Source organism: Paenibacillus zeirhizosphaerae, assembly GCF_030705605.1.
Classification (GTDB): Bacteria; Bacillota; Bacilli; order Paenibacillales; family Paenibacillaceae; genus Paenibacillus; species Paenibacillus zeirhizosphaerae.
The window spans coordinates 1-26,779 of record NZ_JAPCKK010000020.1 but is presented as its reverse complement, the minus strand read 5'-3'; the positions used below and the strand labels follow the sequence as shown (position 1 = coordinate 26,779).

Annotated in this window: 18 protein-coding genes; 12 read left to right on the top strand and 6 right to left on the bottom strand. The window is 50.1% G+C overall.

What is annotated here, in order from left to right; genetic code table 11:
* Positions 1-470: 470 nt before the first annotated feature.
* The 7 genes from OIN60_RS16415 to OIN60_RS16385 all read left to right on the top strand — a co-directional run bounded on the left by OIN60_RS16415 (position 471) and on the right by OIN60_RS16385 (position 11,349).
* Positions 471-3,209, top strand: coding sequence for an isopeptide-forming domain-containing fimbrial protein (locus OIN60_RS16415; RefSeq protein ID WP_305755968.1), 2,739 nt, complete (start codon positions 471-473; stop codon positions 3,207-3,209).
* A gap of 273 nt (positions 3,210-3,482) precedes the next feature.
* Entirely contained in the window at positions 3,483-4,235 is a 753-nt protein-coding gene (gene map, locus OIN60_RS16410) for a type I methionyl aminopeptidase (protein ID WP_305755967.1), read from the top strand.
* A 161-nt stretch (positions 4,236-4,396) separates the two neighbouring features.
* Complete coding sequence (locus tag OIN60_RS16405; RefSeq protein WP_305756002.1) at positions 4,397-5,464, top strand: ABC transporter ATP-binding protein; 1,068 nt, start codon at positions 4,397-4,399, stop codon at positions 5,462-5,464.
* A gap of 384 nt (positions 5,465-5,848) precedes the next feature.
* Entirely contained in the window at positions 5,849-6,691 is an 843-nt protein-coding gene (gene licT, locus OIN60_RS16400) for a BglG family transcription antiterminator LicT (protein WP_305755966.1), read from the top strand.
* Positions 6,692-6,922: 231 nt separating this feature from the next.
* Positions 6,923-8,788: a beta-glucoside-specific PTS transporter subunit IIABC gene (locus tag OIN60_RS16395; RefSeq protein WP_305755965.1), complete on the top strand. Its 1,866-nt coding sequence runs from the start codon at positions 6,923-6,925 to the stop codon at positions 8,786-8,788.
* A 26-nt stretch (positions 8,789-8,814) separates the two neighbouring features.
* Positions 8,815-10,275 (top strand): glycoside hydrolase family 1 protein, encoded by a 1,461-nt coding sequence (locus OIN60_RS16390; RefSeq protein ID WP_305755964.1) that lies wholly within the window; start codon positions 8,815-8,817, stop codon positions 10,273-10,275.
* 207 nt (positions 10,276-10,482) lie between these two features.
* Positions 10,483-11,349: a sugar phosphate isomerase/epimerase family protein gene (locus tag OIN60_RS16385; RefSeq protein ID WP_305755963.1), complete on the top strand. Its 867-nt coding sequence runs from the start codon at positions 10,483-10,485 to the stop codon at positions 11,347-11,349.
* A gap of 69 nt (positions 11,350-11,418) precedes the next feature.
* On the opposite strand, the gene OIN60_RS16380 is transcribed toward OIN60_RS16385, so the two are convergent.
* From OIN60_RS16380 to OIN60_RS16365, 4 genes are all read right to left on the bottom strand, one after another.
* Positions 11,419-11,781 carry a toxin-antitoxin system TumE family protein gene (locus OIN60_RS16380; protein WP_305755962.1) on the bottom strand — a complete coding sequence of 121 codons (363 nt, stop codon included), beginning with the start codon at positions 11,779-11,781 and terminating at the stop codon, positions 11,419-11,421.
* Between the two features lie 56 nt (positions 11,782-11,837).
* Positions 11,838-12,518: a hypothetical protein gene (locus OIN60_RS16375; protein ID WP_305755961.1), complete on the bottom strand. Its 681-nt coding sequence runs from the start codon at positions 12,516-12,518 to the stop codon at positions 11,838-11,840.
* 247 nt (positions 12,519-12,765) lie between these two features.
* Positions 12,766-13,623 (bottom strand): sugar phosphate isomerase/epimerase family protein, encoded by an 858-nt coding sequence (locus tag OIN60_RS16370; RefSeq protein WP_305755960.1) that lies wholly within the window; start codon positions 13,621-13,623, stop codon positions 12,766-12,768.
* A complete protein-coding gene (locus OIN60_RS16365) occupies positions 13,620-14,678 on the bottom strand; it encodes a Gfo/Idh/MocA family protein (protein WP_305755959.1) in 1,059 nt (352 codons plus the stop codon). Before OIN60_RS16365 ends, OIN60_RS16370 begins: the two co-directional genes overlap by 4 nt.
* Positions 14,679-14,799: 121 nt before the next feature.
* Between OIN60_RS16365 and OIN60_RS16360 the strand changes: the two genes are divergently transcribed.
* On the top strand, positions 14,800-15,708 hold the full coding sequence (locus OIN60_RS16360) for an AraC family transcriptional regulator (protein WP_305755958.1): 909 nt from the start codon (positions 14,800-14,802) through the stop codon (positions 15,706-15,708).
* Positions 15,709-15,736: 28 nt separating this feature from the next.
* Here OIN60_RS16360 and OIN60_RS16355 read toward each other — a convergent pair whose 3' ends face one another.
* Positions 15,737-17,017, bottom strand: coding sequence for a glycoside hydrolase family 125 protein (locus OIN60_RS16355; protein WP_305755957.1), 1,281 nt, complete (start codon positions 17,015-17,017; stop codon positions 15,737-15,739).
* Between the two features lie 24 nt (positions 17,018-17,041).
* The gene (locus OIN60_RS16350) at positions 17,042-20,239 is read right to left on the bottom strand and encodes an alpha-mannosidase (protein WP_305755956.1); all 3,198 of its coding nucleotides are present in this window, start codon (positions 20,237-20,239) and stop codon (positions 17,042-17,044) included.
* 399 nt (positions 20,240-20,638) lie between these two features.
* On the opposite strand from OIN60_RS16350, the gene OIN60_RS16345 reads away from it, so the two are divergent.
* The 4 genes from OIN60_RS16345 (at position 20,639) to OIN60_RS16330 (ending at position 26,153) form a co-directional block, all read left to right on the top strand.
* Complete coding sequence (locus OIN60_RS16345; protein ID WP_305756001.1) at positions 20,639-21,547, top strand: ABC transporter permease; 909 nt, start codon at positions 20,639-20,641, stop codon at positions 21,545-21,547.
* Between the two features lie 12 nt (positions 21,548-21,559).
* Entirely contained in the window at positions 21,560-22,471 is a 912-nt protein-coding gene (locus tag OIN60_RS16340; protein WP_305755955.1) for a carbohydrate ABC transporter permease, read from the top strand.
* Between the two features lie 265 nt (positions 22,472-22,736).
* Positions 22,737-24,335 (top strand): type 2 periplasmic-binding domain-containing protein, encoded by a 1,599-nt coding sequence (locus OIN60_RS16335; protein WP_305755954.1) that lies wholly within the window; start codon positions 22,737-22,739, stop codon positions 24,333-24,335.
* A gap of 219 nt (positions 24,336-24,554) precedes the next feature.
* A complete protein-coding gene (locus tag OIN60_RS16330) occupies positions 24,555-26,153 on the top strand; it encodes a type 2 periplasmic-binding domain-containing protein (RefSeq protein ID WP_305755953.1) in 1,599 nt (532 codons plus the stop codon).
* Positions 26,154-26,779 lie beyond the last annotated feature (626 nt).

Genomic DNA, 26,779 nt, shown 5'->3' with positions numbered 1-26,779 from the left:
ATATTTCCCCTGATAGTCTACAAAGTTCAGCAGGCGATCAGTCAGGAACTTTTATACAGGGACCCCAAGGCGGAAAGTTCTTTTTTGATACAAACATTAATGGGGTATATGATATTGCGGAATTTGTTAAAGCAGAAGGTGCAGGACATTACTGGGGGAAAAACCTAGAGCTGCGGGACCCCTTGTCTATTCCACCCGGCAGGGATGCTTTAGCTAATTGGGACATCGTATTTGTCGAAAAAAATGAGAATTTGCCGCCAATGATGACAAAATTAAATTATTACGATGGCCTTAATAGTAACTCCCGAAGCATCACTGCAACTTTATCAGATCAGCCTTTCTTGACAAAGCAAGAGGGTAGTTTACAGGGCAGTATGGTGGCTGGTGTATATGGAGGAAATGTAAACATCTCCAATGACCAATATAGAATTATCTCATATAAAAATAACGAAGTCCTTAATGATTCGTATATGAGTGATAGTACCAGAGAAGAAAATAACTTCTGGAATGGAAGTATTACGAAAAACGGTCAAAATGTAAGTACAAGAAATCCGGATCGGACTCCGGCTAACACGGATATCTATAACTATGATTTTACCGGTTCTCCTTATTTTCCTCCAGGGGTAGATCGCTTGGATCAGATTTTCACTGCTCAGGCTCAAAGCCCTGGATCCGGTTTGGACGGGTACTTGCCGCATTTTTGGGGAGCAGCATTGGAAGTAATTCCTCCGGCATTGGAAATCAGCAAAAATGTTAAAAACAAATTGGTAGACAAGACGGATTATGAAGTCGGTGACACGGTTGTATATACGATTATTGCCAGAAATACAGTCGCCGATACCGTAGCGAAGAATGTAACGATCGAAGATGAACTACCTGAAGGGTTAGAATTTATAGAAGGAACTTTACAGGCTAGTCATAATACAGTTCCTGAATTTAATGACGGCAAGATTACAGCAAACTTCGGTCATGTATCTGATACTGACGAACGTATTGTTACGCTTGAAGCGAGAATTTTGAATAGTCAAGCAGGCAATACCATTAATAATGTTGCTAGTGTGAAAAGTGATGGTTTAGACCCAGTAACGGCAGAAACAGAGTTCACCGTTAAACCAAATCCATTATTAGAGTCCCAAAAAACGGCTGTCATTGCTGAGAAAGCGGAAGACAACTTAGATAGTGAACATCCGGAAGTAGGAGATACGCTGCTTTATAGCATTCAGACACGAAATACGATCACAGACACTACGGTGAAAAATCTTGTGATTTCGGATTCAATTCCTTCTGAACTGAAATACGTGCCGGGTAGTCTAACCGTGGATGGCGTTGCCGTAACAGATGCTGAAGGGGACGACAGCGGTTACTATTCCTCCAGCAAGGTAGCCGGCCAGTTTGGAGACGTATCGGACCTGAATTGGCATACGGTTCAATTCAAAGCTGTTGTACAACCGGGACAAGCCGGTAGGGATATTATCAATATTGCCGAGGTAAATGGCGACAATGTAGATACACCGGATAGACCAAGGGAAGAAGTGGAGATCTATCCGCGGAACCCGCAGATTGAATCAGAGAAGTTCGCTACGAATGTGGATGCGAGCAAGGCCACCTATGAAGTCGGAGACACAGTCTCTTATACGATTCGTACGAGAGCCGTTGTGAACGACACCTATCTGGAGAACCTGACGATCTCGGATACATTGCCTGCAGGACTGCAATATGTGCCTGGCAGCTTGAAGGTAGATGGCGTGTCTGTAACAGATAGCGAAGATAACGATGCCGGATATTCAGTCTCCGGTCAAGTGTATGGTTCCTATGGCAACGTTGAGGATATGAACTGGCACACGCTGGAGTTCCAAGCGGTGATTTTGACCGGACAAGGTGGCCAGACGATCCAGAATACCGGAAAAATAACCGGGGACAACATTGAGCAGCCAGGTGAGCCAACGGAGAAAATTGTGGTTGAAGAAGAACCGCCGATAGTAGGACCACCTGTAGATCCGGAAGAACCGGGTAACGGAGGAGGTGGCGGAGGCGGCTCGGACGATGACGACGATGATTCGCGCTCCCCATTGATTGAATCTGAGAAATCGGCGAAAGATATGAACGGAGGCAGCATGGAAGTCGGCGATACGATCGAGTATACGATCCGCGCCCGCAACACGGTTTCAAATAGCAGTGTAACGAACATGATCATTTCTGACGACCTGCCAGAAGAGCTGGAATATGTGCCAGGCACGCTGAAGGTGGGCGGCGTTACCGTGACGGATAACGACGACAGCGATAAAGGTGAATATGTAAATGGCACTGTAACAGGCAGCTTTGGCACGGTAACGGGCACTGGTTGGAATGTACTGGAGTTCCAAGCGAAGATTGTTAAGGGAGACAAGGGTGACAAGATCAAGAATGTCGGTAAAGTCGACGGGGACAATCTGGATGATCCGGATCAACCAAGCGAAGAGATTACGATCGACGATCTGACTCCTGTCCTGGAATCGGAGAAAGAAGCGAATGACCTCAATAGTGGTACGGTTCAGGTCGGCGATGTGATTGAGTACACGATCCGTACCCGCAATACCGTCGCAGGCAGTGTTGTAAAGAATTTGGAAATCTCCGATGCGCTGCGTGCTGAGTTGGAATATGCGCCGGGTTCTCTGAAAGTGGACGGCATTACTGTAACGGATGCGCAGGATAGCGACAAAGGCGCTTATGTCAACGGTACCGTAAGCGGACAGTTCGGTGACATCACGGATACGGGCTGGCATACGATTGTATTCCAGGCAAAATTGATCGCAGGCCAGAACGGTCAGACGATCCGGAACACTGCTGAAGTGAACGGGGATAACTTGAACGACCCGGATCAGCCATCTGAAGACATCGTCATCGGCGAAGGAAGCGGCAGCAATCCGGGCATTCCGGGAAATCCGAACGATGGGTCCTCCTCCGGTAATCCGAATAACCCGGGCTGGGGAGATACTGACTCCGGTTCCACAGATTCCGGACCATCTGGCGGGTCGGATGGGGATGGAGGAACAGGACAATCCGGTACATCAGGTGATTCGGTGAACGGAGGCTCCTCCGGGGACGGTGAAGGCACAGGCAGCAAGCTGCCAGAAACCGCAACGAATATGTATGGCTATCTGCTGGCCGGATTTATCATCCTGCTTGCAGGCCTGTTCTTGCTTAGAAGAAAGCATAATAATAAAGTATAGAAACAAGGTACCCTCCACGTGAGTTACGTGGAGGGTAGTTGCTATTTCGTAAAGGGGTTGCATGCGCGTTAATTTGGATAACGGTCACTTTTTCATTACTGTTTTTGTTTTGTTTACCATCATAAGATAGACTATACTGCTGTACGCATCGCTCAGTTCCATAGGGCACCGGGTGAAATCCTTGACGCTTGCATTCGGCATGCTGGTGATTGCCGATATTCATCCGGCGAATAGATGCTGGTATAGATGAATTTTGGATGGAGGAGCAAAGCGATGATTACTTTAAAAAGTGAGCGTGAAATACAACAGATGCATGAGGCTGGAAAGCTGCTGGCGGCATGTCACCGTGAAATTTCCAAAATTATTCGCCCTGGCATCACGACCATGGAAATCGACCGGTTTGTGGAAGATTTTTTGGCCCGTAACGGGGCCACTCCAGAGCAGAAAGGCTTTAAGGGATACGAATACGCCACCTGTGCTTCAATTAATGATGAAATCTGCCACGGCTTCCCTCGTAATGAGCCGCTGCAGGAAGGAGATATCGCCACGATTGATATGGTGGTCAATTTGAATGGCGGTTTGGCTGATTCAGCTTGGACATATGCGGTCGGCAGCATTCCTGAACGTACGCAAAGATTGCTCGATGTTACACTGGAGTCGCTGTACAAAGGGATTGAGGCGGCAGTGGCGGGCAACAGACTGGGGGATATCGGGCATGCCATTCAAAGCTATGTGGAACCGCTTGGCTTCTCGGTTGTGCGTGACTTCACTGCCCACGGTATTGGCCCTACGCTGCATGAGCAGCCGCAAATTCCCCATTATGGCGTGCCGGGCAGAGGGCTAAGATTGAAAGAGGGTATGATCATTACGATCGAGCCCATGATCAATGAAGGAACCTGGCACAGCCAGATGGATGACAATAATTGGACAGCCAGAACGCTGGATGGCAAGCTGTCCGCTCAATATGAACACACCATAGCTATCACGAAGAACGGGCCGTTGATTCTGACTGCCCAGGAAATTTGAGGCTTTGAGGGAGTGCGGCGCTCACATTCGAATTTCCAAATACAGTATATCGAACCGTAGCTTCATGCACCTTACGGACCGTGTCAGTCTTGACTGTACGGACAGGTGTGGTAGAATTATTTGATAATAATTATTCAGAATAAATGAATGTGAGTGATATAATGTCCAAGCTTCTGGAAGTTAAAGATCTAGCAATTTCATTTAAAGTGCGCGGTGGAGAGCTCCAAGCCATCCGCGGTGTCAGCTTTCATGTCAATAAAGGGGAAACTCTGGCCATTGTAGGCGAATCCGGCTCAGGCAAGAGTGTGACCTCACAGGCAATTATGAAGCTGATTCCTTCACCTCCGGCTATCTACAAACGTGGTCAGATTCTGTTTGACGGCAAGGAAATTATTAGCAAGACCGATCAGGAAATGCAAAGTATCCGCGGTAACGAAATCGGTATGATCTTTCAGGACCCGATGACTTCTCTGAATCCGACAATTAAGGTCGGAAACCAAATTACGGAAGTGTTGTTCAAGCACAAGAAGATGTCCAAGGAAGCTGCGTATAATCGGGGAATCGAGCTTCTTAAGCTAGTAGGAATTCCGCATCCCGAGCAGCGCTTTAACCAGTACCCGCATGAGTTCAGCGGCGGGATGAGACAGCGGGTCGTGATTGCCATGGCGCTTGCTGCGGATCCGAAACTGCTGATTGCCGATGAGCCGACAACGGCTCTTGACGTGACGATTCAGGCGCAAATTCTGGAACTCATGAAGGAGATTCAGAAGAAGATTGAAACAGCTATTATTTTCATCACCCACGACCTTGGCGTAGTAGCGAAGGTGGCGGATCGGGTAGCTGTTATGTACGCAGGCCAGATCGTGGAGACCGGCACTGTGGACGAAATTTTCTACGATCCGAAGCATCCGTACACGTGGGGACTGCTGGCATCCATGCCGCATTTGGAGAGCAGAGGGCAGAAGCTGACAGCAATTCCGGGAACACCTCCAGATCTGCTGCATCCACCTAAGGGAGATGCCTTTGCGTTGCGGAGCACTTATGCGATGCAAATCGATTTTGAGAAGGAGCCTCCAATCTTTAAAGTGTCCGATACCCATTATGTGAAATCGTGGCTGCTGCATCCAATGTCTCCTGCCGTCGAGCCGCCGGAAATCGTGAAGAGCAAAATACGCAAGCTGGACAATGCGTATGAACAGCCTATCATGGTGGATAGCTACGAGGCATAATCTGGAGTAATAGCTAAATATCATGCATGCAAAGCGCCGAACCTGAGGGGTTCGGCGCTATTTTTGTGCCGCCTGAACGGCTGCCTTTAGCGTGATGATCAACCAGCAAATTTTCCAGGCCAGCACAACAACGGACCACCTGGGTTATTTCTCAGCTTCGTGCAATGACTATATTTTGGGATAAAGTATTTCTAACCGATATGTTTCATGTCATGAAAAAATATATTGTAATCGCTTTATGTTATTGTTACAATAACACTAATCTAAAGGATTGTGACCGGTGAAGCGGGCAATGCCTGAGTTTGTTTTAACGTCATGAGGCTCATGATGTTTTAATAAGCTCGGGCTTTTTTTGTTCACATTCGTATTTAAGGGTGATGGCAGATGATAATCGAGAAAATACTGAACAATAATGTGCTTCTGACCAAAAATGATAAAGGCAAAGAGGTTATCGTCATGGGCCGGGGGATTTCCTTTAATAAGTCGATTGGTGACACCGTTGATCCCGGGAAAATTGATAAGGTATTCACGATGAGCCAGAGCCTGCTGACCGCGAAGCTGACTGATCTTCTCAGCGAAATTCCGGCAGAACAGCTGGAGCTGTCCAATGATATTGTGGAGCATGCCCATTATATTCTGGGAACCGATCTGAGCGAGAATATTTATTTGACCTTGACGGATCATATCCATTTTGCGCTGGAGCGCCACAAGAAAGGCCTGGCATTAAAGAATGCAATGCTGTTTGAAATTAAACGATTTTACAAAAAAGAATTTATGGTCAGCCAGGATGCGATTCAAATGATTGAGGACAAAACCGGCGTAAAGCTCGGGGAGGATGAGGCGGGGTTTATCGCTCTTCATTTTGTCAACGCGCGTATTGACGGCAATGAAATGAAGCATACGATGGCTATGACGGAAATAGTTCAGAACATTTTGAACATCGTCACCTACCATTTTGGGATTGTTCTGGATGAATCGACGCTGATCTACTCCAGATTTTTGACCCATCTGCAGTATTTCGCGATGAGAGTGCTGCGGAATGAGGTACACAACGGCGGCGACGATTTTCTGTATAACCAGGTGAGAAAATCGTATGCAGCCGCTTTTGGGTGTGTGACCAAAATTAATGATTATCTGGAGAAGACCCATCAACAGTCCTTGAGTAAAGATGAGTATGTATATTTGACCATTCATATACACCGGATTACGGAAAGAAATCAGGATTAATCCTAAACAGCATATCGATAAACCATCTGTTAACAGGGTGTTACTGGTCATGCAGGCAAAACCTGAGCTGATGGTAATATAGTCGCGCGATGCCGGATCATGTGCCTATATTACCACGAGTTCAGGTTTTTCTTGTTTGCGGAGGAATAATATCAATCTGTTGTGGCGCCACTTCAGGACTCAGCAAACATAAAATCTGAATTGATTTTTCAAAAGAAGGACTGGTGTAATATGAGCAAGCAAAGCTTATCCCAGGAAATTATCAGGCTTGTGGGTGGAGAATCCAATGTGACTTCCGTTTTTCACTGTGCGACCAGACTGCGGTTTAAGCTCAAGGAGCGGAGCAAAGCGGACAAAAAAGCGCTTGAAAACACTCCGGGCGTCATTACCGTTGTAGAGAGTGGAGGACAGTTTCAGGTCGTTATAGGCAATAACGTTGCTCAGGTATATGAGCAAATGATGAAGGAGACCAGCCTGCAGGATGCCGAACAAAGCAGCAGCAATGAAGCATCCGAGAAATCAGGCTTGCTCGGATCGGCTGTCGATCTGATCTCCAGTATATTTTCACCGCTGCTGGGGGCTATGGCTGGCGCGGGGGTTTTGAAGGGACTGCTGGCTTTATTTTCGCAGTTGGGCTGGATTAACGACGCGAGCGGCACCTATCTAATCCTGAATGCGGCTTCTGACAGCGTGTTTTATTTCCTGCCGGTTTTTCTGGCCATAACATCGGCCAAGAGGTTTAAAACGAATCAGTTTGTTTCCGTTGCGGTGGCGGGAGCGCTTGTATACCCGAATGTGGTTGCAGCCATGAATGAACCGCAAGGCCTGGCATTTTTGGGGATTCCGATTATTTTTGTAACCTATAGCTCAAGCGTCATCCCGATTATTCTCGCGGTATGGGTTCAATCCTATGTGGAAAACTATTTCCGCAAAGTTATTCATGAATCTGTCCGGAACATTGTGGTACCGATGCTGGCACTGTTCATTGTGGTGCCGTTGACTTTTCTGATCTTTGGACCTGTGGGCAACTCCGTCAGTAACGCCCTTGCTGCAGGGTATACCTGGATTTATAATTTGAGCCCTCTTGCAGCAGGGCTTATCGCCGGGGGATTCTGGCAGGTGTTTGTTATTTTCGGCGTCCATTGGGGCTTTGTCCCTGTTATGCTTAGCAACCTGACTACAATCGGTTACGACACGATGATTCCTATGCTTGCGGCAGCAGTTTTGTCCCAGGCGGGAGCAACGCTTGGTGTATTTCTCAAGGCAAAGGATCAAAAGTTGAAGGCATTGGCCGGTTCTTCCACGCTGGCCGCCGTATTTGGCGTAACAGAGCCGACGATTTACGGTGTAACCCTGAAGCTGAAAAAGCCATTCATTTACGCTTGTATCTCCGGCGCGATTGGCGCTGCTATCATCGGCGTGGGGGGAGCACGCAGCATTTCCTTCGCCCTTCCCGGCTTGCTGGCTGTTCCGAGTTATTTCGGACCAGGATTCACGTACGTCGTGATCGGACTTGCCGTTGCCTTTGTACTGGCAGCAGTATTAGTGTATTTATTGGGATTTAAGCAGCCGGAAGTCCGGGAAGCCGAACCTAATGTTGAAACAGTGACGGACGACAAGCAGACCGACACCACAGCCTTTGTAAAAGAAGTCATTGTAAGCCCTCTGACTGGTATGGTAAAACCGCTTCATACGCTTGAGGATGAGGCCTTCGCGTCAGGTGCGATGGGACAAGGTATCGTCATTGAGCCAACCGGCGGCCGACTGACCGCGCCGGTGAGTGGTATCGTAACGACGGTTTTCCCGACAGGGCATGCGATCGGCATTACATCCGATGGAGGGGCGGAGCTTCTGATCCATATTGGAGTTAATACCGTGCGTCTGAAAGGGAAATTTTTCGAAAAGCAAGTGCAGGAGGGAGACAAGGTGGAGAAGGGGCAGCTGCTGCTGAAATTTGATGTCGAGCAGATTCGGGCGGCGGGTTATCTTGTGTCCACACCTGTTATTGTTACCAATTCAGCCAGCTATCTGGATATCCTGAAAACCGACGAGCAGGAAGTCCAAAATCAGGATTATTTGATGACAACCGTAGTTTAGGTGAATAAGAAAGGAGCTTTTTTAAAATGAGTACTGTAAAAAAGGGATTTCCGGAAGGTTTTTTATGGGGAGGCGCTACGGCGGCAAATCAGTTGGAAGGCGCTTATAATGAAGACGGCAAGGGCTTGTCCAGCGCCGATATGGTGGTCTATGTGCCGAAGGAAAAGCGCACAGGCAGCCACGCCATTGAAATTACCTCTGAACAGATTGAGAAAATTTTGTCTGGAGAGCTTAAGGATGCTCGTTTTCCAAAGCGCTACGGCATTGATTTTTATCACCGCTTTAAGGAGGATATTGCTCTTTTTGCCGAGATGGGCTTCAAGGTATTCCGGTTGTCGATCAACTGGGCACGTATTTTTCCGAACGGTGATGATGCAGAGCCAAATGAGGCAGGGCTGCAATTTTACGATAACGTCTTTGATGAGCTGCATAAATACGGCATTGAGCCTCTTGTTACTTTGGCGCACTATGAGACGCCGCTCGGCTTGACGATGAAATATAACGGCTGGGCGAGCCGGGAAGTGATTGGCTGTTTCACCAAGTACGCGGAGACGGTGTTCAGACGCTACAAGGATAAGGTGAAATATTGGCTGACCTTCAACGAGATCAATATGATGACCATCAGTCCTTTTACCGGCGGAGGTGTTGTCATTGACCGTGTGGATAACAAACTGCAGACAATTTATCAGGCGCTTCATCATCAATTTGTGGCAAGCTCGCTTGCGACAAAATTATGCCATGAGATTATTCCAGATGCAAAGATTGGCTGCATGCTTGCCCGCATGGAAAGTTACGCCCATACCTGCAACCCGGAGGATGTGCTGAAGAACCAGCAGGAGAATCAGAGAAACCTGTTCTTCACGGACGTTCATGCACGCGGGGAATATCCCACTTATATGAACCGCTATTTCGAGGAGAATAATATCGTAATTCAAAAAGAAGCCGGCGATGACGAGATTTTGAAAAAGTATACGGTGGATTATATTTCGTTCAGCTATTATATGACGTTGACGATCTCCGCAGAACCGGGGGGCGACAGAGCGGAAGGCAATTTGTTCGGCGGTGTAAAGAATCCTTATTTGAAGGCCTCCGATTGGGGCTGGCAGATTGATCCGACCGGTCTGCGAATTACGCTGAATACAATGTATGACCGCTACAAGAAGCCGTTGTTCATTGTGGAAAACGGTCTGGGGGCCTATGATAAAGTAGAGGAAGACGGTTCTATTCATGACACTTACCGGATTGACTACCTGCGCCAGCATATCGCCCAAATGAAGGAAGCTATCGCCGACGGTGTAGACCTGATCGGTTACACTAGCTGGGGGCCTATTGACCTGATCAGCATGTCGACCTCCGAAATGTCCAAGCGTTACGGCTTTATCTACGTCGATCAGGATGACGAAGGCAATGGAACCTTGGAACGCTCACGCAAGGATTCGTTTTTCTGGTATAAAAATGTCATTGCTGCCAATGGCGAAGAGCTGTAACTTGAACAGAATTAGACAACAATACAGACTGCCTTTCACTGCTAAAGTGGGGCGGTCGTTTTTTACATATTGCGGCAGCGCGACAATGACTATAAAATAAAACGCAACAACATTATAATGTTTGAATACGCTGTTGACGACAGGCCAGGAGCTGGATTTCGAAGTAGGTACATATGATGTAAAAATGAAAAAAAGGGGATGATGGGTATGGGATTCAAGAATAAAATCGGCGTTATTTCAGACAGCTTTGGTCTTGGCGTAAAGGAGGGCCTGAAGAAAGCGAAGGAAATCGGGGCTGACGGTGTTCAGATCTGGGCCATTGCGGGTGAAATGGAGCCGGACAATTTGACGGCAGAGGACAGGAAGGAACTGCGGAATTATATATCCGGGCTGGGTCTGGAGGTGTCGGCTTTATGTGCGGATTACGGCGGTCATGGCTTCAAAAATCCGGAGGAGAACGGCTGGAAAATCGAAAAATCGAAGCAGGTGCTTGATCTTGCTTTTGATCTGGGCACCAATATCGTGACGACACATATCGGAATTATTCCGGAAAGCAGCGATGATCCCGAATATGCCATCATGCAGCAGGCCTGTAATGAGCTGGCGGCCTATGCTTCCTCACGCGGTGGATATTTTGCCATCGAAACTGGCCCTGAGCCTGCGGAGCGGCTGAAGAAGTTCCTGGATTCGCTGGACTCCAAAGGGGCAGCGGTCAATTTTGACCCGGCGAATATGGTGATGGTCACCGGCGATGATCCTGTACAGGGCGTGTATACGCTGCGCGATTACATTGTACATACCCACGTTAAGGACGGTGTCCGTCTGCGTGAGGTTGATCCCCGTGACGTGTATGGGGTTTTGGACCACGAGCAGATTGCAGTCATGGCGGAAGGCGGGGCGGGTTTCCGTGAGGTGCCGCTCGGCGAAGGCAACGTTGATTTCGAGGCTTATTTCACTGCCCTGCAGGATATCGGCTATGCCGGTTATTTGACGGTGGAAAGAGAGGTTGGCGAGCGTCCGGAAAACGATATCCGAGCAGCTGTGAAGTTTATCCAGAGCTACCGCCACCGTTAACAGCAATACGTAAAAAAGAGGTCTATAGAGCTTTCTAAGCCTCTACAGACCTCTTTTAGATAAGGAAAATTATACCTTAGGCTTATTCGGCAGCAGATGAAACAAATAGATGCCTTCAACAATGGATGACAGATCCCTAAACGAATAGTTTGCAAACCGTATCTGATTCGTTAATTTTGAGTGATCAGGTGGATGAATGTGATAGGGCTCAGTATCTGTTTGATAATCAGGGTCATCATGAGGTTCGCAATGAAACTTTGCTAAAACCTGATTGCCATTACCATGAATCCAGTCGTAGTAATAATGAGTAATAAGTCCGCTTTTCAGATGTTCTGTTATGTAAAGCTTTGAATTATCAACGAAAACGAGGGTAGCTCTTTGGGCGAATGCTGAGCTTGGTTTGCTGGTGCTGTCAGTTTCACGGATATACAAGATGGCATCCCCGAATCTCCTTTTCAATAATTCTAAGTTTGATGGCGGGTTACCGATCAATCATATTCAATTTCTTGAAGAAAAGCTCGCCACTCTTTTCCTTCTCTGGACCACTGAAAGTCTTCTGTCATCGACGGGTCTCCTTTCTCTTTAATTACTTCTTCAAAAGTACCTCTGTACCGCTCTTCATAAAATTTGATCATTTCGACCAGGTAACGGACACGTTCATATTTAGTAGGTTCGTGCTGAAGCTGCATTTTTTGTTGATTCGTTTGATAGAGCTTAGCTACTTCACTTACAGGGATTTTTTCCCCCGTAGGTGATACCCAAATCGTGCTTTCACTAATTCTTGCTTGTTTGTTTTTTGCTGCCCGGCTGAAACCAACAAAACGATTGGCATCAATCCAGTTATTGATCGTTGAAATGCTGACACCGAATATTTTGGATAATTGTCCGGTCGTGTAGGATCTGGAGAGATCTTCTTCTGCCAGAGATAACACAGTGGTACTGATCTCGTTTAAGGCTTTAGGGAGTATGGTTTTGCTTTCCTCTACCAAACCTCTTTCAATTAACCTTGTGAATTCAGACATAAAGTTTTGAGGCACGGCGTTTAATCTGAGTGCTAAGTTATAAAGTATTTTCGCCATAGCTTCGGCTTGTTCCGGTTTCTGTAAAGTGTTCTCAATGACCGAATTAAAGTTTAGTTTATCTTGTTCTGTTATAGGCACTTTGTTCACCTCTTTATCCTCCTATTCTACACGAACTGAAAGTAAACTGCAATGTAACTACAAATAAACTGCCAATGCATATTACTCATTCTAATCTAAAGCGATCAATTCTATTCATGATTTAGGGCTGGGTAGAATAAAAAAGCCTCAGTCCAAAGGACCAAGGCTGATCAAAACATATTTATTTACCGCACTATCAACCAGGCCAACCAGGCTTCTTCCGATTATTCCTCACAATCAACCGTGCTTTCCGAATTTACAGCTCATCCCAGATACGACGCACGTTGTCGAAGCCGATTTTCGCACCTGTGCGGCAGTCTTCCATGCCCTCGAATTCCAGGGAGAAATATCCATCATAACCGGACTGTTTGATGACACGCAGCACTTCGTGCAGGTCGATGTCACCATGGCCGGCAATGGCACCACGCAGGTAGTTGCCGCTAGTGGTACGGAACCAGCCTTCACCAGGATTGCGGTAGGAAGGCCGCAGATAAAAGTCCTTGATATGCACGATGGACGCATAAGCCAGATTGTTCTTGACTGCCGCTACAGGGTCTTCATCCGCGCACATGAAATTGCCGATGTCCAGCGTCGTTTTGTAGTTCGGTTCATTTACGGTTTTCACTAGAGTTTGAACACGGTCACTGTTCTGAATAAAGTAGCCGTGGTTCTCGATGCTGGTGGTGATTCCAAATTGTGCGGCATAGCGGGCAATCTGCCGGCAAGCATCGGCAAGACGCTCCAGTTGCACATTGAAATGGCCGATAGAGACGTCAGGCGAGGACGCCACATCATGCCGCATCAGCTTGACGCCGAGGCGGGCGGCGATGTCCACTTCCTTTTTCACCCGTTCGATTTCTGCTTTGTAAGCCGCATCGTCTTCCGTAAGGAAGTTGGCACCGATTGCATAATTGGAGACGTCGAGCCCTCTTTCCTTGGCTTTTTCAACAATAATATCAATGAGTCCGGGATCTTCGGTCAGATTGTATCCGAGAGGCACGATTTCGACATGGCTTCCACCGATTTCGGCTGTATAATCTATGACATCGGCAACAGTCATCTCTCCGCTCTTCAAAGCGCCATACAGGCTGTAAGTGCTCAGTCCCAGCTTCATAGGTAGATTTCCTTTCCTTGCGCGGCAGATTCATAAACGGCGTTCAGGATTTTCATAATTTCAACGCCGTCCTCGACAGGACTGATCGGCTGATTGCCAGTCAATATACAGTCGACAAAATGGTCGATTTCATTCTGGAACGCCTTTTCAAACTGGAAGCCGGCACTGTCGGTCTGCGGATGAACGTTAAGGATCGTATTGTTCTTCTCGGTCGTCATCATGACTTCAGGATCGATTTCAAAGCCACCCTTGTCACCATACAGCTTGACGGTGCTTTCATTCTTGCTGGCATGAAGGGTGAAGCTGACTTCAATCATGAGCGAGGCTCCATTCTCGAAGCGGATCAGGGCGTTCGCCAGATCCTCCACATCATTTTTCTTCGCATCATAATCGGCCGCCTGATACCGGGAAAGATTCTGAATGTTGGCGCGGTTGCCCAGTTTGCGATATGTATTGCCTGTAACGGATTTGACCTTGGGACGGCCCATCATGTACCAGCACAGATCAATGACATGCACGCCGATATCAATCAGAGGGCCGCCGCCGGAGCGCTCGATATCGCTGAACCAGCCTCCGGGATTGCCGAGACGGCGGATCGAGGAAGCTTTGGCATAATAAATTTCGCCGAATTCGCCCGCATCCGCGAAGGCGCGCAGCATTTGGGCGTTAGGATCATAACGGCGCACAAAGCCGACCTGAAGCAGCTTGCCTGAAGCCTCGACAGCTTCCTGGATTTTGACGGCTTCCTCCGTAGTGCGGCACAGAGGCTTCTCCACGAGAACATGCTTGCCCGCGTTCAGCGCGGCAATGCTGATCTCTGCGTGCGTATTATTCCAGGTGCAGATGCTTACGCCATCAATTTGCTCATCCGCCAGCAGCTCACGGTAATCGGTATATACTTTTTCAGCACCGTAGAGGGCAGCGGCCGTTTTGGCCCGTTCCTCATTCAGATCGCAGACTGCGTAAATGTTCGCGTGCGGATTGTTGCCGTATGGTTTGAGATGGTATTCGGAAATGCTGCCGAGGCCTATGATGCCGATATTGACGGTTTTCATGCCTTGTTGCTCCTTTCATAATTAGGTCTATAATCTATTGTAAGGATGCAATGCAGCTTAAATCCATGCAGCACCTTGCTGTTTGTTTGAAATAATGTGCGGTCACAGAGGAGGAGTGTACATGAAAAGACCTGCCGATTTGCGCGAGCCCATGGATATGCCGGACCGCTATTTCCCCATCAAGCTTCATACCTGCAGAGCGGGCGGGGAAGGCAGCACCTTGTTTCCCCATCATTGGCATGAGCATATGGAGTTGCTCTATTTCGAGTCCGGCGAAGCGGTCATCGAATGCAACTCCATGCCATACGAGGTGCACGGCGGCGACCTGATTGTACTGAACAGCAACGATCTGCACCATGGCATTTGCAGGTCCGAGCAACTGCGCTATTACGCCCTTATCGTGGATCTATCTGTATTGCAAAGCCCGTCGCCCGATGCGATCGAAACCAAGTTCATCGTGCCAATTCTGCAGAACCGAATGCTGTTCCAGCACCGGATTCGGAATGATGCGAGTCTGCATGCCTGCATGAATTCTATCGTTGAAGAGTTCAAAGGCAAAGAGCCCGGCTACGAGCTGTCAATCAAATCCTCCATGTACCGGCTGCTCGCCATTTTGTTCCGCAACTATGTGACCGAAGCACCTCCGCAGCCGCTCGATATGAGCAGGAGAAAAAATCTGGAGCGCTTTACGCCTATTTTTGAATATATTGGAGAGCATCTCGGGGATGAGCTGTCGGTGCATGAACTGTCCCGCATGGCTGGACTTAGCCGGTTTCACTTCAGCAGGCTGTTCAGCGAGCTGACCGGGCGCACGGTGTCCGAGTACATTAACCAGATCCGCATTAATAAAGCTGAATATTTGCTGCGTCATACCGATATGACAATTTCCGAAATTGCCTGGGCGACCGGATATAATGACATCTCCTATTTCAGCCGCACCTTCAAAAAACACAAATCGGTGTCTGCCTCCGAGCTGAGAGCTACATCTGCTGCAGCCGGCAGGACGGAGGAAGAACACTGGATGGCCTGAAAACCGGGTCGCCCTAAATTATCCAGAGCTATACCCAGCCTTTCTCCATGGACTGATAAATCAGCATTGCAAACAGGCTGTTGGACCAGGCAAACCATTCCCGCGAAAAATCGGCAGGATCGTCCGGATGAAAGCCTTCGTGCATGAAGCCAGTGTCCGCGTCCGTATTCACCAGCATATCAATCAATTCCTTGACCTCCTGTTCGCTGTCGGCCGTTAACGCTTGCATGGACAGCGCCATATGCCATACATAACCGCCGGGGGTGTGCGGACTGCCGATGCCCTTGGCATATTTTCCTTCGAAATAGAAAGGATTGTCCTTGCTTAGCGCAAAGCGGCGCGTATTTCGATAAATTGGATCGTCGGTCCCGGCATAACCGAAATAGGGGATGGAGAGCAGCCCTGGGGTTCCTGCGTCGTCCATCAGGCAGTGGTTGCCGAATCCGTCCGTTTCATAGGCATAAATAGTACCATGGCGCGGGTGGTTCACGGTGCCGTAGGTGCGGATGCCAAAATCAATTTCACCGCGCAGCTTGTCGGCTTTGGCCGCTAGCCCGCTGTCTTTGAATACCGTTTCCGCAATTTCGCGGATATGTCCGAGAACGACGACGGCGAACATATTGGACGGGATGTTATAACCGAACAGACAGGCATCGTCGCTCGGCCGGAAGGCGGACCAGGTCATTCCCGTGTAATTGACAGGCATGCCCAGACCTTCGTTCTGCAGCGTTTCAGTCTCCTTGAAGCCTGGGCGTACGAAGCGGTACGGAGATTTTTCCATATGCCGCTGTTCGGTGATCATCACATCAACGATGGAGGAGAGGGCCTGGTAACAGGCGGTGTCAAAAATGTCCGTTCTGTCCGTCGCCTTCCAATACATATGAGCAAGCTGCACGGGAAAACAGAGCGAATCCAGCTCATATTTGCGCTCCCACATCCAGGGGGTCATCCCGGATTGGTCCCCGTCGTTATAATGCCTGCCGTTTGCTTCTTCATTAAATGCGTTGGTATACGGATCGATGTTGATGTAAAACATCTGGCGGCGGATCAGTCCCTCCAAAATACGCTGCAGCTCAGGGTCGTCCTTGGCGAACGGGATATAATGCCGCACCTGTTCCACGGAATCACGCAGCCACATGGCGGGAATGTCGCCCGTAAATACGAAGGTGGTGCCGTCGTCCAGCAGCTTGGTCGTGGTTTGCAGCGTATTGGGAAAGCAGTTGGTGAACAGGCGGAGCAGCTTCGGCCGGTGGGCCAGCCGCTGCTCCGCATCTTTTAGTACCTGAACGATCGATGCGGGCAGATTCATTTCAGTGAGTCCTCCTGAACAAAGTTATGGGGTGCGAATATCAATCTCGAACGTCTTGATCTCGTAAGGCTCCAGCACAGATTGAAGCTCGCTCTCCAGCCGCATGGCTTCATCGGACACTTCCATCAGATTGCATTCTCTCCAGCCAACAATCTGCAGGTCGCTTGTGATGGTCAAGGGCTGCCTGCTGCCGGAGTAGTCATGGACCCGCAAAATTACCTGGTTGCTGTCCTCGGCTTTTTTCACGGCGCTAACCATGGCGGTGTCTGTGGACAGACGGAACATCGACAACGACGAGGCGTGTGCGGCTCCTTCGGTGAAGCGCAACGGGGCGTTCAAGGCCCATGCGCTTGGCACGGTATTGCCCTGCAGCCAGTCACCCTGATGCGGAAGCAGGGAATAAGTGAAGCGGTGATGCCCCTGGTCAGCTTCGATATCCGGCGAGGTGGCGCATTTAATCAGGGACAGGCGCAGCACGTTGTCCTTGATGTCATAACCGTACTTGCAATCATTCATCAGGCTGACACCGTAGCCGCGGTCGGACAAATCCGCCCACTGGTGGCCGACAGACTCGAAACGCGCGCTGTCCCAGCTCGTATTCCAGTGGGTCGGCCGCTTGACGTTGCCGTACTGGATATCATAGGTCGCCTCGGTCGAGCGGATGTGAACGGGGAAGGCTACCTTCAGCAGCTGATGCCGCTCATGCCAATCCGCTTCTGTCGCAAAATCTATGCGCTGGTCGTTGGCATACAGAATCATATCCTGCGTGATGACGGACCCGCCGTATTTCCATTCGAAGTGGATCACCGCCCGCAGCGGGCCTTTTTCCACCACTTCCATACGGGTCAGCTCCGTGATCTCCCGCATTTTTTCCTGATAAAAAATATCGATATCCCATGCATCAAAATTGAGCGGTTTATCCTCAAACAGCTGCAGCACGTTGCCGCGGCCTCCCCGTGCCAGCACCTCTCTTTGCTGCTCCTTGTCGTACAGGCGGGTAAGCTGCCCGTGTCCGTTCCATTCCAGCTCGTAAAACGGCGTCGACAGCCCGTTCTCCCGGAACTGGAATGGTGTATCCGCGCTTGTAGGCGGCAGAATTGCATTCCCGGCTCCCATTTCCAACACAATTGTTGTGTAACCGAGCGGAGGGAGGTCTTCCACTTGAATCGTCCAGATGCCGTTATTCCACTGCGCGTTCAGCGTGCGGCCGTCCATGGTGCGCCATACACCTGAACCGCCGCTGTCTGGAAGGGGAACATCAACCAGGTCTGTGCGCTGCCATGGGGAGGAGTTCCAGATCACGAAGGATCTGACTCCCGCCGAATCTGACTTCCGCCCAGGGTCGTCTGATTCCCCGGCAGAAGCGATGCCTTGTTCAGCCTGTGTTCGCACTAACTGGCCGATTTCCTCCGCTTCGGCGTATTCCAGCCTGCTGTCCTCGTAGACTTCCCGGATCGAGGAGCCGGGGATTATGTCGTGGAACTGGTTGCGTAAAATGATCTTCCAGCCGTCCGTCAGCTTTTTCCCCTCGTACAGCGTCCAATCTCCGCCCAGCACGCTTTGCCAGACGTTGAGCCATTCCGCCTCCCGGTACAGCAGCTCCAGCTTGCGGTTCATGCGCTTATTGTAGGCCTGGCTCGTATAGGTGCCGCGGTGGTATTCAAGGTACAGCTCCCCGTCCCAGGTGTGCACGTAGCTCCCCGTATTTTCCACGGTCTCCTGCAGCCGCCGGAAATACTCATCCGCTCGGCCGGTCTTCACCTTGGGCAGCCCTGGCAGACGGTCGATTCTGCGCCGCATTTCCAGCATTTCGCGATTGACGCCGCCTCCGCCGTCGCCGTAGCCATACGATAGCAGCAGTTCCTGATTCAGCTCCTTGTCCCGGTAAGCCCGCCAACTGCCTTTGACCGTCTTTGGTTCGACATGCCCGTTATACGTATAGAACGTGGACGAGGCCACAGCCCACGGCTCAACCGTGGTGATGAAATGGGTTAGCACCTCCGAGCCGTCAATCCCGCGCCATTTGAACGTATCGTGCGGCATTCGATTATATTGGTTCCAGCTGATTTTGGTGGTCATAAATGTGTTGATTCCGGACTTGCGTAAAATTTGTGGCAGCGACCAACTGTACCCGAACACGTCAGGCAGCCACAGGTACTCACAATCTGCTCCGAATTCTTCCTTGAAAAATCTGGTGCCCACCAGCAGCTGGCGGGTGAGCGATTCACCTGACGTCAGATTGCAGTCCGCTTCCAGCCACATGCCGCCGCCGGCTTCCCAGCGCCCTTCCTTGACCCGTTTTTGAATTTGCTCATAAATTTCGGGGAAGTCCTGCTTGATGTATTCGTAAAGCTGCGGCTGGGTTTGCAGAAAAATATATTCCGGGAACAGCTCCATCAGACGCATGACCGTAGAGAAGGAGCGGGCGCTTTTCTCACGCGTATGCTTTAACCGCCACAGCCAGGCGACGTCAATATGGGTATGGCCGACACAGGTAATGGTGACGAGCGTGTTTTTGTCCATTTCATCGATCCGGTCGGACAGATATTTACGGGCCGCAGCCACGCTTTCATAAAAAGCGTCCGAGCCTGGCTCGCTCCAGTCGATCAGGCGGAAGGCCCGATCCATCGTTTTCTGCAGCAGCGCACGTTCGGCATCCTGCTCGTCCAGCACCTGGATCGTTTGATACACCGTTAACCCGGTGTAGTACAGATCGTCTGCCGCTTCATCCAGCCAGCAAATTTCCGCGAGCTTGATTTCATGCTTCTGCTCTCTGGGCTTTCCGCCTCCTTCGAGGCCCGACCACAGCCGGAATAACAGTCTTTTGCTGCCGCCTGCTACATCCACTCCCGCAAAGAACACTTCCTTATGGTTGGAATCGACGCCCTGATATGGCTGGCCGTCCAAGTACAGCATCGACTCGAACCCTGAATTGGTGCCCCCGCCGGTGGTGCCGAAATCGAAGCGACCCAGCACTCGTTTTCCCGCCCACTCGGCCGGGAATTCCGCATCGACGGAGAGCCATAGATAACGGTCGCGGCCGGTCCAGGTATCCCCGTGATGGATAATCCCCCAGTCTCCACTGATCTCCGGCAGGTCGGGATTGACTCCGGAACCTTCATCTTCGAGTGTCCGGAGCTCCTTGAACGGAATCCGGTCCCGGTAACGGTATTCATCTAATTCTCTCAGACGTGCATACAATTTTTTCTCAGTCAGAAACATGTTCCATATCCCTCCTAACGGCTCGTTAGAAAGAATTACACAACCTGATCGATTATGCAATGTGTTAGATGTGAATTGACCCTTCGATAACAAATTTCACATATAGCCAACATGTACAAACGCTTTCAAAAAGGAGTTGCATAGTTCTTTAAAACCTTGTTGTATAAAGGATGGCAGCTATTTTGCCGCGTTTGTGCAGATTCTACATATTTACCTTGTGAAAGCGTCGGACTACAATTTCCTCAGTAACTCCAAGCGGGGCCCCGGGGTTGCGGCGCAAGCCGCGAACTACAGCCTGAACATTGAAAAGAGGGGATGGATGCTATGAAGAAAAGAGAGGAAGGGACTCTCTCGTTGAAGTCGGCTGCAGTGCAAGGTACCGTTCTTTCCTCCAGAGAGATGGGCAGAACCCTTTGGAGCCGGATTCTGAAAAATTGGGAATTGTATCTGTTTATCGCTCCGGCATTGCTGTATTTTATTATCTTTCACTACATCCCGATGTACGGTGTCCAGATCGCCTTCAAAAATTTTATTCCCACGAAGGGGATCACCGGCAGTCCGTGGGTAGGCTTTGATCATTTTGAACGCTTTTTTAATTCCTATTATTTTTGGGACCTGCTATGGAACACCTTTAGCCTTAGCTTGTACGAGCTGGCGGTAGGCTTCCCGCTTCCGATCATCCTGGCGCTGGCTTTTAATGAAATCCGGAACGGCTTTTTCAAGCGATCCGTACAGACGATCACCTATGCTCCACACTTTATTTCCGTTGTTGTTATGGCCGGCATGATTATCACCTTTTTATCCCCATCTAGCGGCATGATTGTGCGGATCGTGGAATTTCTTGGCTTCCAGTCGCCTGATCTCCTGACCGATCCCGCCTGGTTCAAGACCGTGTATGTGCTGTCCGGTGTCTGGCAGAGCGCGGGCTGGGGGACGATTATTTATTTGGCGGCGCTGTCCGGTGTCGATCCGCAGCTGCACGAGGCAGCCATCGTCGATGGAGCCAGCCGCTTCAAGCGCATGCTGCACATCAATATTCCGACTATTTTGCCGACGATCACCATTCTGCTGATTCTCAATATGGGCAATATTCTGGGCGTTGGCTTTGAGAAAATCCTGCTGCTGCAAAATCCGCTCAATATGAGCTCCTCTGACGTCATTTCCACCTTCGTGTACCGTTCGGGCCTGGTGGATGCCCAGTACAGCTTCTCCACGGCTGTGGGATTATTCAATTCCGTTGTAAATGCCTTGCTGCTGATTACCGTCAACCAAATCGCACGCCGCACAAGCGAAAACAGCTTATGGTAAGGGGGACAGCTGATGATTACACCCGTTAAAGAGACACGTTTGGACCGGTTATTCGTTATTTTGAACTATATCTACTTGTCCATTGCCATGATCATTGTGCTGTACCCGGTTCTCTATATCCTGAGCGCTTCGGTCAGCGATCCGCGATACGTTAATTCGGGGGAAATGTGGCTGTTTCCCAAGGGCTGGAATGTAGACGGGTACAAGCGGGTTTTTGAAAACGCTAAAATATGGAACGGTTACACCAACACCATCCTGTATACGGTACTCGGCACGCTGCTGAATCTGGCAGTAACGCTCCCGGCCGCGTATGCCCTGAGCCGGAAGGATTTTGTCGGGCGTAATTTTTTTATGGGGATGATGCTCGTTACGATGTTCTTCAGCGGCGGTCTGGTGCCGAGCTACCTGCTGGTCAAAAGCCTGGGCCTTATGAACTCGATGGGAGCGCTGATTCTGCCGGTGGCAGCCTCCGTCTGGAATATCATCGTTGCCAGAACCTTTTTCCAGACGACGATTCCCCATGAGCTGCAGGAAGCCGCCCAAATGGACGGCTGCACCAATTTCAAGCTGTTCGTACGCATTATTTTGCCGCTCTCCGGTCCCATTATCGCCGTGATGGCCCTGTTTTACGGGGTGAGCCACTGGAACAGCTATTTCTCGGCGCTCATTTATTTGACGGATGAGAGCCAATATCCGCTGCAGCTCATTCTGCGCCAGATTCTCGTCCTGCAGGAGATGACGGCAGAAACGACGGGCGTTGCCGTCAGCGGGGACATGGCCATTGCGCTGAACAACAAGGCGGATGTGGCATCACTTGTAAAATATGCCGCCATTATCGTCTCCACGCTGCCGGTCATCGTGATCTATCCTTTCCTGCAGCGCTATTTCGTGCAGGGGGTGATGATTGGTTCCGTGAAGGGGTGAGATAACGAAATAACGGAATAACGGAATAACCTCGGTGTTAGCTACAGATACGCCGGGTGCAGATTCCACTTCCGATCGCTGTTGTCCCCGGATTTTATTGAATTGTTTTTAGCGGTAAAAATCCGGGAACAAAGGCGAACGCTTCGCTTCTCCAGTGGAATTCTGCTCCCTCTGTACGTGGGAAGACATTTTTTGGGTGCTTTCTTCGAAGCGGGTTATTCCGTTAGTTTCAACGCCAGGAAAACACCGGGAAAGGGATGGAAATATGATTACTTTCAGAAAAAGCCTCAGCCTGCTGCTTGCGGCAGGTCTTAGTGTATCGCTGCTGGCGGGCTGCGGCTCCCCGGACTCAGGAACGGCGGAAGGGCCGTCCGCTACTGTAGAAATTGTCAATAAAGAAGGTTTTCCGATTGTTAGTGAACCGTTGACCCTTACGATGATGGCACCGGACGTCGGCATTCAGAACTGGCAGGACATGAAGGTGATGCAGGAGATGGAGAAGCTGACTGGCATTCAACTGAAGTTTGCCAACGCCCCGCTGGACAGCTTTGAAACGAAGAAAAACCTGGTGTTCGCCAGCGGGGAGTATCCGGACATACTGTATGCGGCCAGCCTGACGCAGGCCGAGGAGATCACCTACGGCAGCCAGGGCATTCTGCTGCCCCTGGAGGAGCTGCTGCCGGAATATGCGCCCAATGTGCAAAAAATTCTCGACGAGCACCCGGATATCCGCAAATCGATCACCGCTCCCGACGGTCATATCTATTCTTTGCCCCGCATTGACTTGAATGCAGTCTGGTACCGAGGCCCGCTGTGGTACAACGGGGATTTCCTGAAAGCGCTTGGTGTGAAGAAACTGCCGGAGACGACGGAGGAGCTTTATACCTATCTGAAACGGGTGAAGGAAGAAGACCCGAACGGCAACGGCAAGGCGGACGAAATCCCGCTGGAGTCCGTCAAGATCAAGGACATCCGGGTCTGGATGCTCGGCGCCTTCGGCATTTACGATGAAGAACTGTATGTGGATGATAAGGAGCAGGTCCATTTTACCCCGCTGGATGACGCCTACCTGGAGTATTTGAAGTATATGAACAGGCTGTGGAGCGAGGACTTGCTGGATCATGAAGCCTTCTCACAGACGGATGAGCAGAAAAAGGCGAAAGGCCGCAGCAATCTGCTTGCCCTGTTCCCTGACTGGCATGCCTACTTTACACTTGGCGGAGAGCAGAGCACCGAAGACCCTATGTTCATCCCGATAAAAAGCGATTCCGTCGAGGCGGCCGCCATTGCCAAGCATAGAGGCATTTCCACGGGGCAATTCGCCATTACCAGCTCCAATCCGGCGCCTGAAGCCTCCCTGCGCTGGATCGACTACATTTACACATATGAGGGAGCGCTGCTGTTCGATAAAGGTCCAGAGGGCGTTCTCTGGAAGTATACGGATAAAGATATCTTGACCAAGGAATGGCTTCCGGTTCCCGGCGGAGGTGACCGCGAAGAGTACCGTGCGACCCTGACCCCCAATTACGGTATCGCCTCGCCAATGATGGTGAACGATGATGTGGTGAAAGGACTCAAGAGCGACTTTGATGACTGGGTCGACAAGGAGACAAAGGAGAAGCTGGTGGACCGCGGAGCCCGGGTTCCGTTCCCGGCGCTCTTCCTGACGCAGGAGGAGCAGACGGAGGTGTCTGGCCTGCTGTCGGACCTGCGTACGTATGTGGAGCAGATGGAGGCCAGGTTTGTCACAGGTCAGGAGCCACTGGGTAACTGGAACAACTACATTGAAACGCTGGAGAAAATGGGCGGCAGCCGCGTGCGTGAGGTGTATCAGGGGGCGTATGACCGCTGGAAGGAGAGTTAGCAGATTCCACTTCCGATCGCTGTTGTCCCCGGATTTTATTGAATTACATTTAAGTGGTAAAAATCCGGGGACAAAGGCGAACGCTCCGCTTCTCCAGTGGAATTCTGCTCCCTCTGTACGTGGGGAAAGCAATTTTCTTGGGTGTTTTCTTCGAAGCTGGGGAAGTGAAAGGAATTTTACTGCCATCTTAGTCATCTATGACAGGAAAGGGATGAAACTATGATTACTTTGAAACAAAGCCTCAGCCTGCTGCTGGCGGCGGGCCTTAGTGTATCGCTGCTGGCGGGCTGCGGATCATCGGACTCAGGGGCGGCGGAAGGGCCGTCCGCTAAGGCAGAAATCGTTAATAAAGAAGGCTTTCCCATTGTAAGTGAACCGTTGACGCTTACGATGATGGGGCCGGATGTTGGTATTCAGAACTGGGCGGATATGCCGGTCATTCATGAAATGGAGGAGCTTAGCGGAATCCATCTTGAATTCATGAATGCCCCGAAGGAAAGCTTCGAGACGAAAAAGAATCTGGTCTTCGTCAGCGGGGAGTATCCGGACATGTTCTACGCAGCCGGCCTGACTCCGGCCGAAGAGCTGACTTACGGCAGTCAGGGCATTCTGATTCCGCTTGAAAATCTGATCGATGAATACGCGCCAAATTTCAAAAAAATTCTGGATGAAAATCCGGAAATCCGCAAATCGATTACGGCGCCGGACGGGCATATATATTCTCTGCCGCGCATCGAGTTCAACCAACCCTGGTACAAGAATCCTTTGTGGTATAACGGTGATTATTTAAAGGCATTGGGAGTAACCAAGCTTCCTGAAACGACAGACGAATTATATGAATATCTGAAACGCGTCAAGGAAGAGGACCCGAACGGCAACGGTAAGCAGGATGAAATCCCGCTCACCTCCGTAAAGCTGAAGGACATCCGCACATGGCTCCTGGGTGCCTTCGGCATTTATGAAGAGAAAATTTATGTGGATGACCTGGACAAGGTGCATTACACACCGGTTGAAGAAGGGTACAAGGAGTATCTGACTTACCTGAACCGGCTTTGGAATGAGGATTTGCTGGATCATGATACCTTTTCGCAAACGGCTGAACAGAAAAAAGCTAAGGGCAAGAACGGACAACTGGGCCTGTTCTCCGACTGGCATGCCTATTTTGTATTGGGCGGCGAACCAAGCTCGGATGATCCGATGTTCAGCCCGGTGAAAAGTGACATGGTCGATACCCCGGCGATTGCCCGCAACAAGGGAGTCACGGGCGGAGCCTTTGCGATTACCAGCACGAATCCCGCGCCGGAAGCCTCGATGCGGTGGGTGGATTACATTTATTCCTACGAAGGTGCCGTTTTGTTCGATAAAGGTCCGGATGGCCTGCTTTGGAAATATACGGACAAGGAAGCACGTGTGAAGGAATGGCTGCCTGTTCCGAACGGCATGGAACGCGAAGACTATCGCGCCACCATCACGCCGAATTACGGCATTCCGACACCAGCTATGATGACGGACGATATCAACAAAGGGCTTACCACTGATTTTGACAAATGGGTGGCCCAGCAATCACAGGAGAAGCTGCTTGATCGGGGAGCGAGAATTCCGTTCCCTGTATTGTTCCTGACCGAGGAAGAACAGGCGGAGGTCACAAGTCTGCAATCCGACCTGGACACGTATGTGGAGCAGATGGAGGCACGGTTTGTGACAGGCCAGGAGCCGCTTGCGAATTGGGATAAGTATGTGGAGACTATTAACAAAATGGGCGGAGGCCGTCTGGCGGAGATCTATCAAACAGCCTACGACCGCTGGAAATCCAGCTAAGGCAACCCTTCATAGAGCTGTCACATATCCAATCTTGAGTTATATCGTACCGTCTTCACCTTTTCCGGCGATTTGACGGGCGGAGTAAATCCACGTAGGCGCAAGCCTCTTAACAGACGTTTTCGTGGACTGACGAGTCGTTAATTGTGCAAAGACTGTAAACGTCATCAATTGAAGACTAGTCCGTAGTACTATATTCAAATATGGAATCAATGATGATGGGCAAATTATCACGCAAAGAAATAGCTCCGAATACGGACCTTGCATGGGAGCCTTTCTCTTCACCAAAAGCTTCTAAGAACAAATCAGAACAACCATTTATCGTGCTGCAGGATCACTCGCTTCAGGGAGCTCGATCCCTAACTCTTTAAGGCGTCTTGTTGTGGAATCATCTGACATGGAAATAAACCTCCTTTTCGATAATTGAGCTCTATTAGGAATTATTAAGTTGGGTTAAGCACGGAGCAGCGGAGAGAACGAAGCAATTCCGGAAAAGCGGAGCGTTCGCCTTTGGCGCGTGCCCAGCTAAGCACGCATTTTCTAACCGGTGAGAGTCCGGTCACGGGAGGGGCCAAGCCCCCGTGTAGCTAGGATGCCTGCGCTCGGAGAAATCTGCACGCAGAAGC

What these genes read in the sequence shown, in the direction of transcription:
- OIN60_RS16415 (WP_305755968.1), top strand. Translation starts at nt 471, where the DNA reads ATGAGTGATAGTACCAGAGAAGAAAATAACTTCTGGAATGGAAGTATT.
- OIN60_RS16340 (WP_305755955.1), top strand. Translation starts at nt 21,560, where the DNA reads ATGATTACACCCGTTAAAGAGACACGTTTGGACCGGTTATTCGTTATT.
- map (WP_305755967.1), top strand. Translation starts at nt 3,483, where the DNA reads ATGATTACTTTAAAAAGTGAGCGTGAAATACAACAGATGCATGAGGCT.
- OIN60_RS16405 (WP_305756002.1), top strand. Translation starts at nt 4,397, where the DNA reads ATGTCCAAGCTTCTGGAAGTTAAAGATCTAGCAATTTCATTTAAAGTG.
- OIN60_RS16390 (WP_305755964.1), top strand. Translation starts at nt 8,815, where the DNA reads ATGAGTACTGTAAAAAAGGGATTTCCGGAAGGTTTTTTATGGGGAGGC.
- OIN60_RS16395 (WP_305755965.1), top strand. Translation starts at nt 6,923, where the DNA reads ATGAGCAAGCAAAGCTTATCCCAGGAAATTATCAGGCTTGTGGGTGGA.
- OIN60_RS16335 (WP_305755954.1), top strand. Translation starts at nt 22,737, where the DNA reads ATGATTACTTTCAGAAAAAGCCTCAGCCTGCTGCTTGCGGCAGGTCTT.
- OIN60_RS16365 (WP_305755959.1), bottom strand. Translation starts at nt 14,678, where the DNA reads ATGAAAACCGTCAATATCGGCATCATAGGCCTCGGCAGCATTTCCGAA.
- OIN60_RS16355 (WP_305755957.1), bottom strand. Translation starts at nt 17,017, where the DNA reads ATGAATCTGCCCGCATCGATCGTTCAGGTACTAAAAGATGCGGAGCAG.
- licT (WP_305755966.1), top strand. Translation starts at nt 5,849, where the DNA reads ATGATAATCGAGAAAATACTGAACAATAATGTGCTTCTGACCAAAAAT.
- OIN60_RS16345 (WP_305756001.1), top strand. Translation starts at nt 20,639, where the DNA reads ATGGGCAGAACCCTTTGGAGCCGGATTCTGAAAAATTGGGAATTGTAT.
- OIN60_RS16385 (WP_305755963.1), top strand. Translation starts at nt 10,483, where the DNA reads ATGGGATTCAAGAATAAAATCGGCGTTATTTCAGACAGCTTTGGTCTT.
- OIN60_RS16350 (WP_305755956.1), bottom strand. Translation starts at nt 20,239, where the DNA reads ATGTTTCTGACTGAGAAAAAATTGTATGCACGTCTGAGAGAATTAGAT.
- OIN60_RS16360 (WP_305755958.1), top strand. Translation starts at nt 14,800, where the DNA reads ATGAAAAGACCTGCCGATTTGCGCGAGCCCATGGATATGCCGGACCGC.
- OIN60_RS16370 (WP_305755960.1), bottom strand. Translation starts at nt 13,623, where the DNA reads ATGAAGCTGGGACTGAGCACTTACAGCCTGTATGGCGCTTTGAAGAGC.
- OIN60_RS16330 (WP_305755953.1), top strand. Translation starts at nt 24,555, where the DNA reads ATGATTACTTTGAAACAAAGCCTCAGCCTGCTGCTGGCGGCGGGCCTT.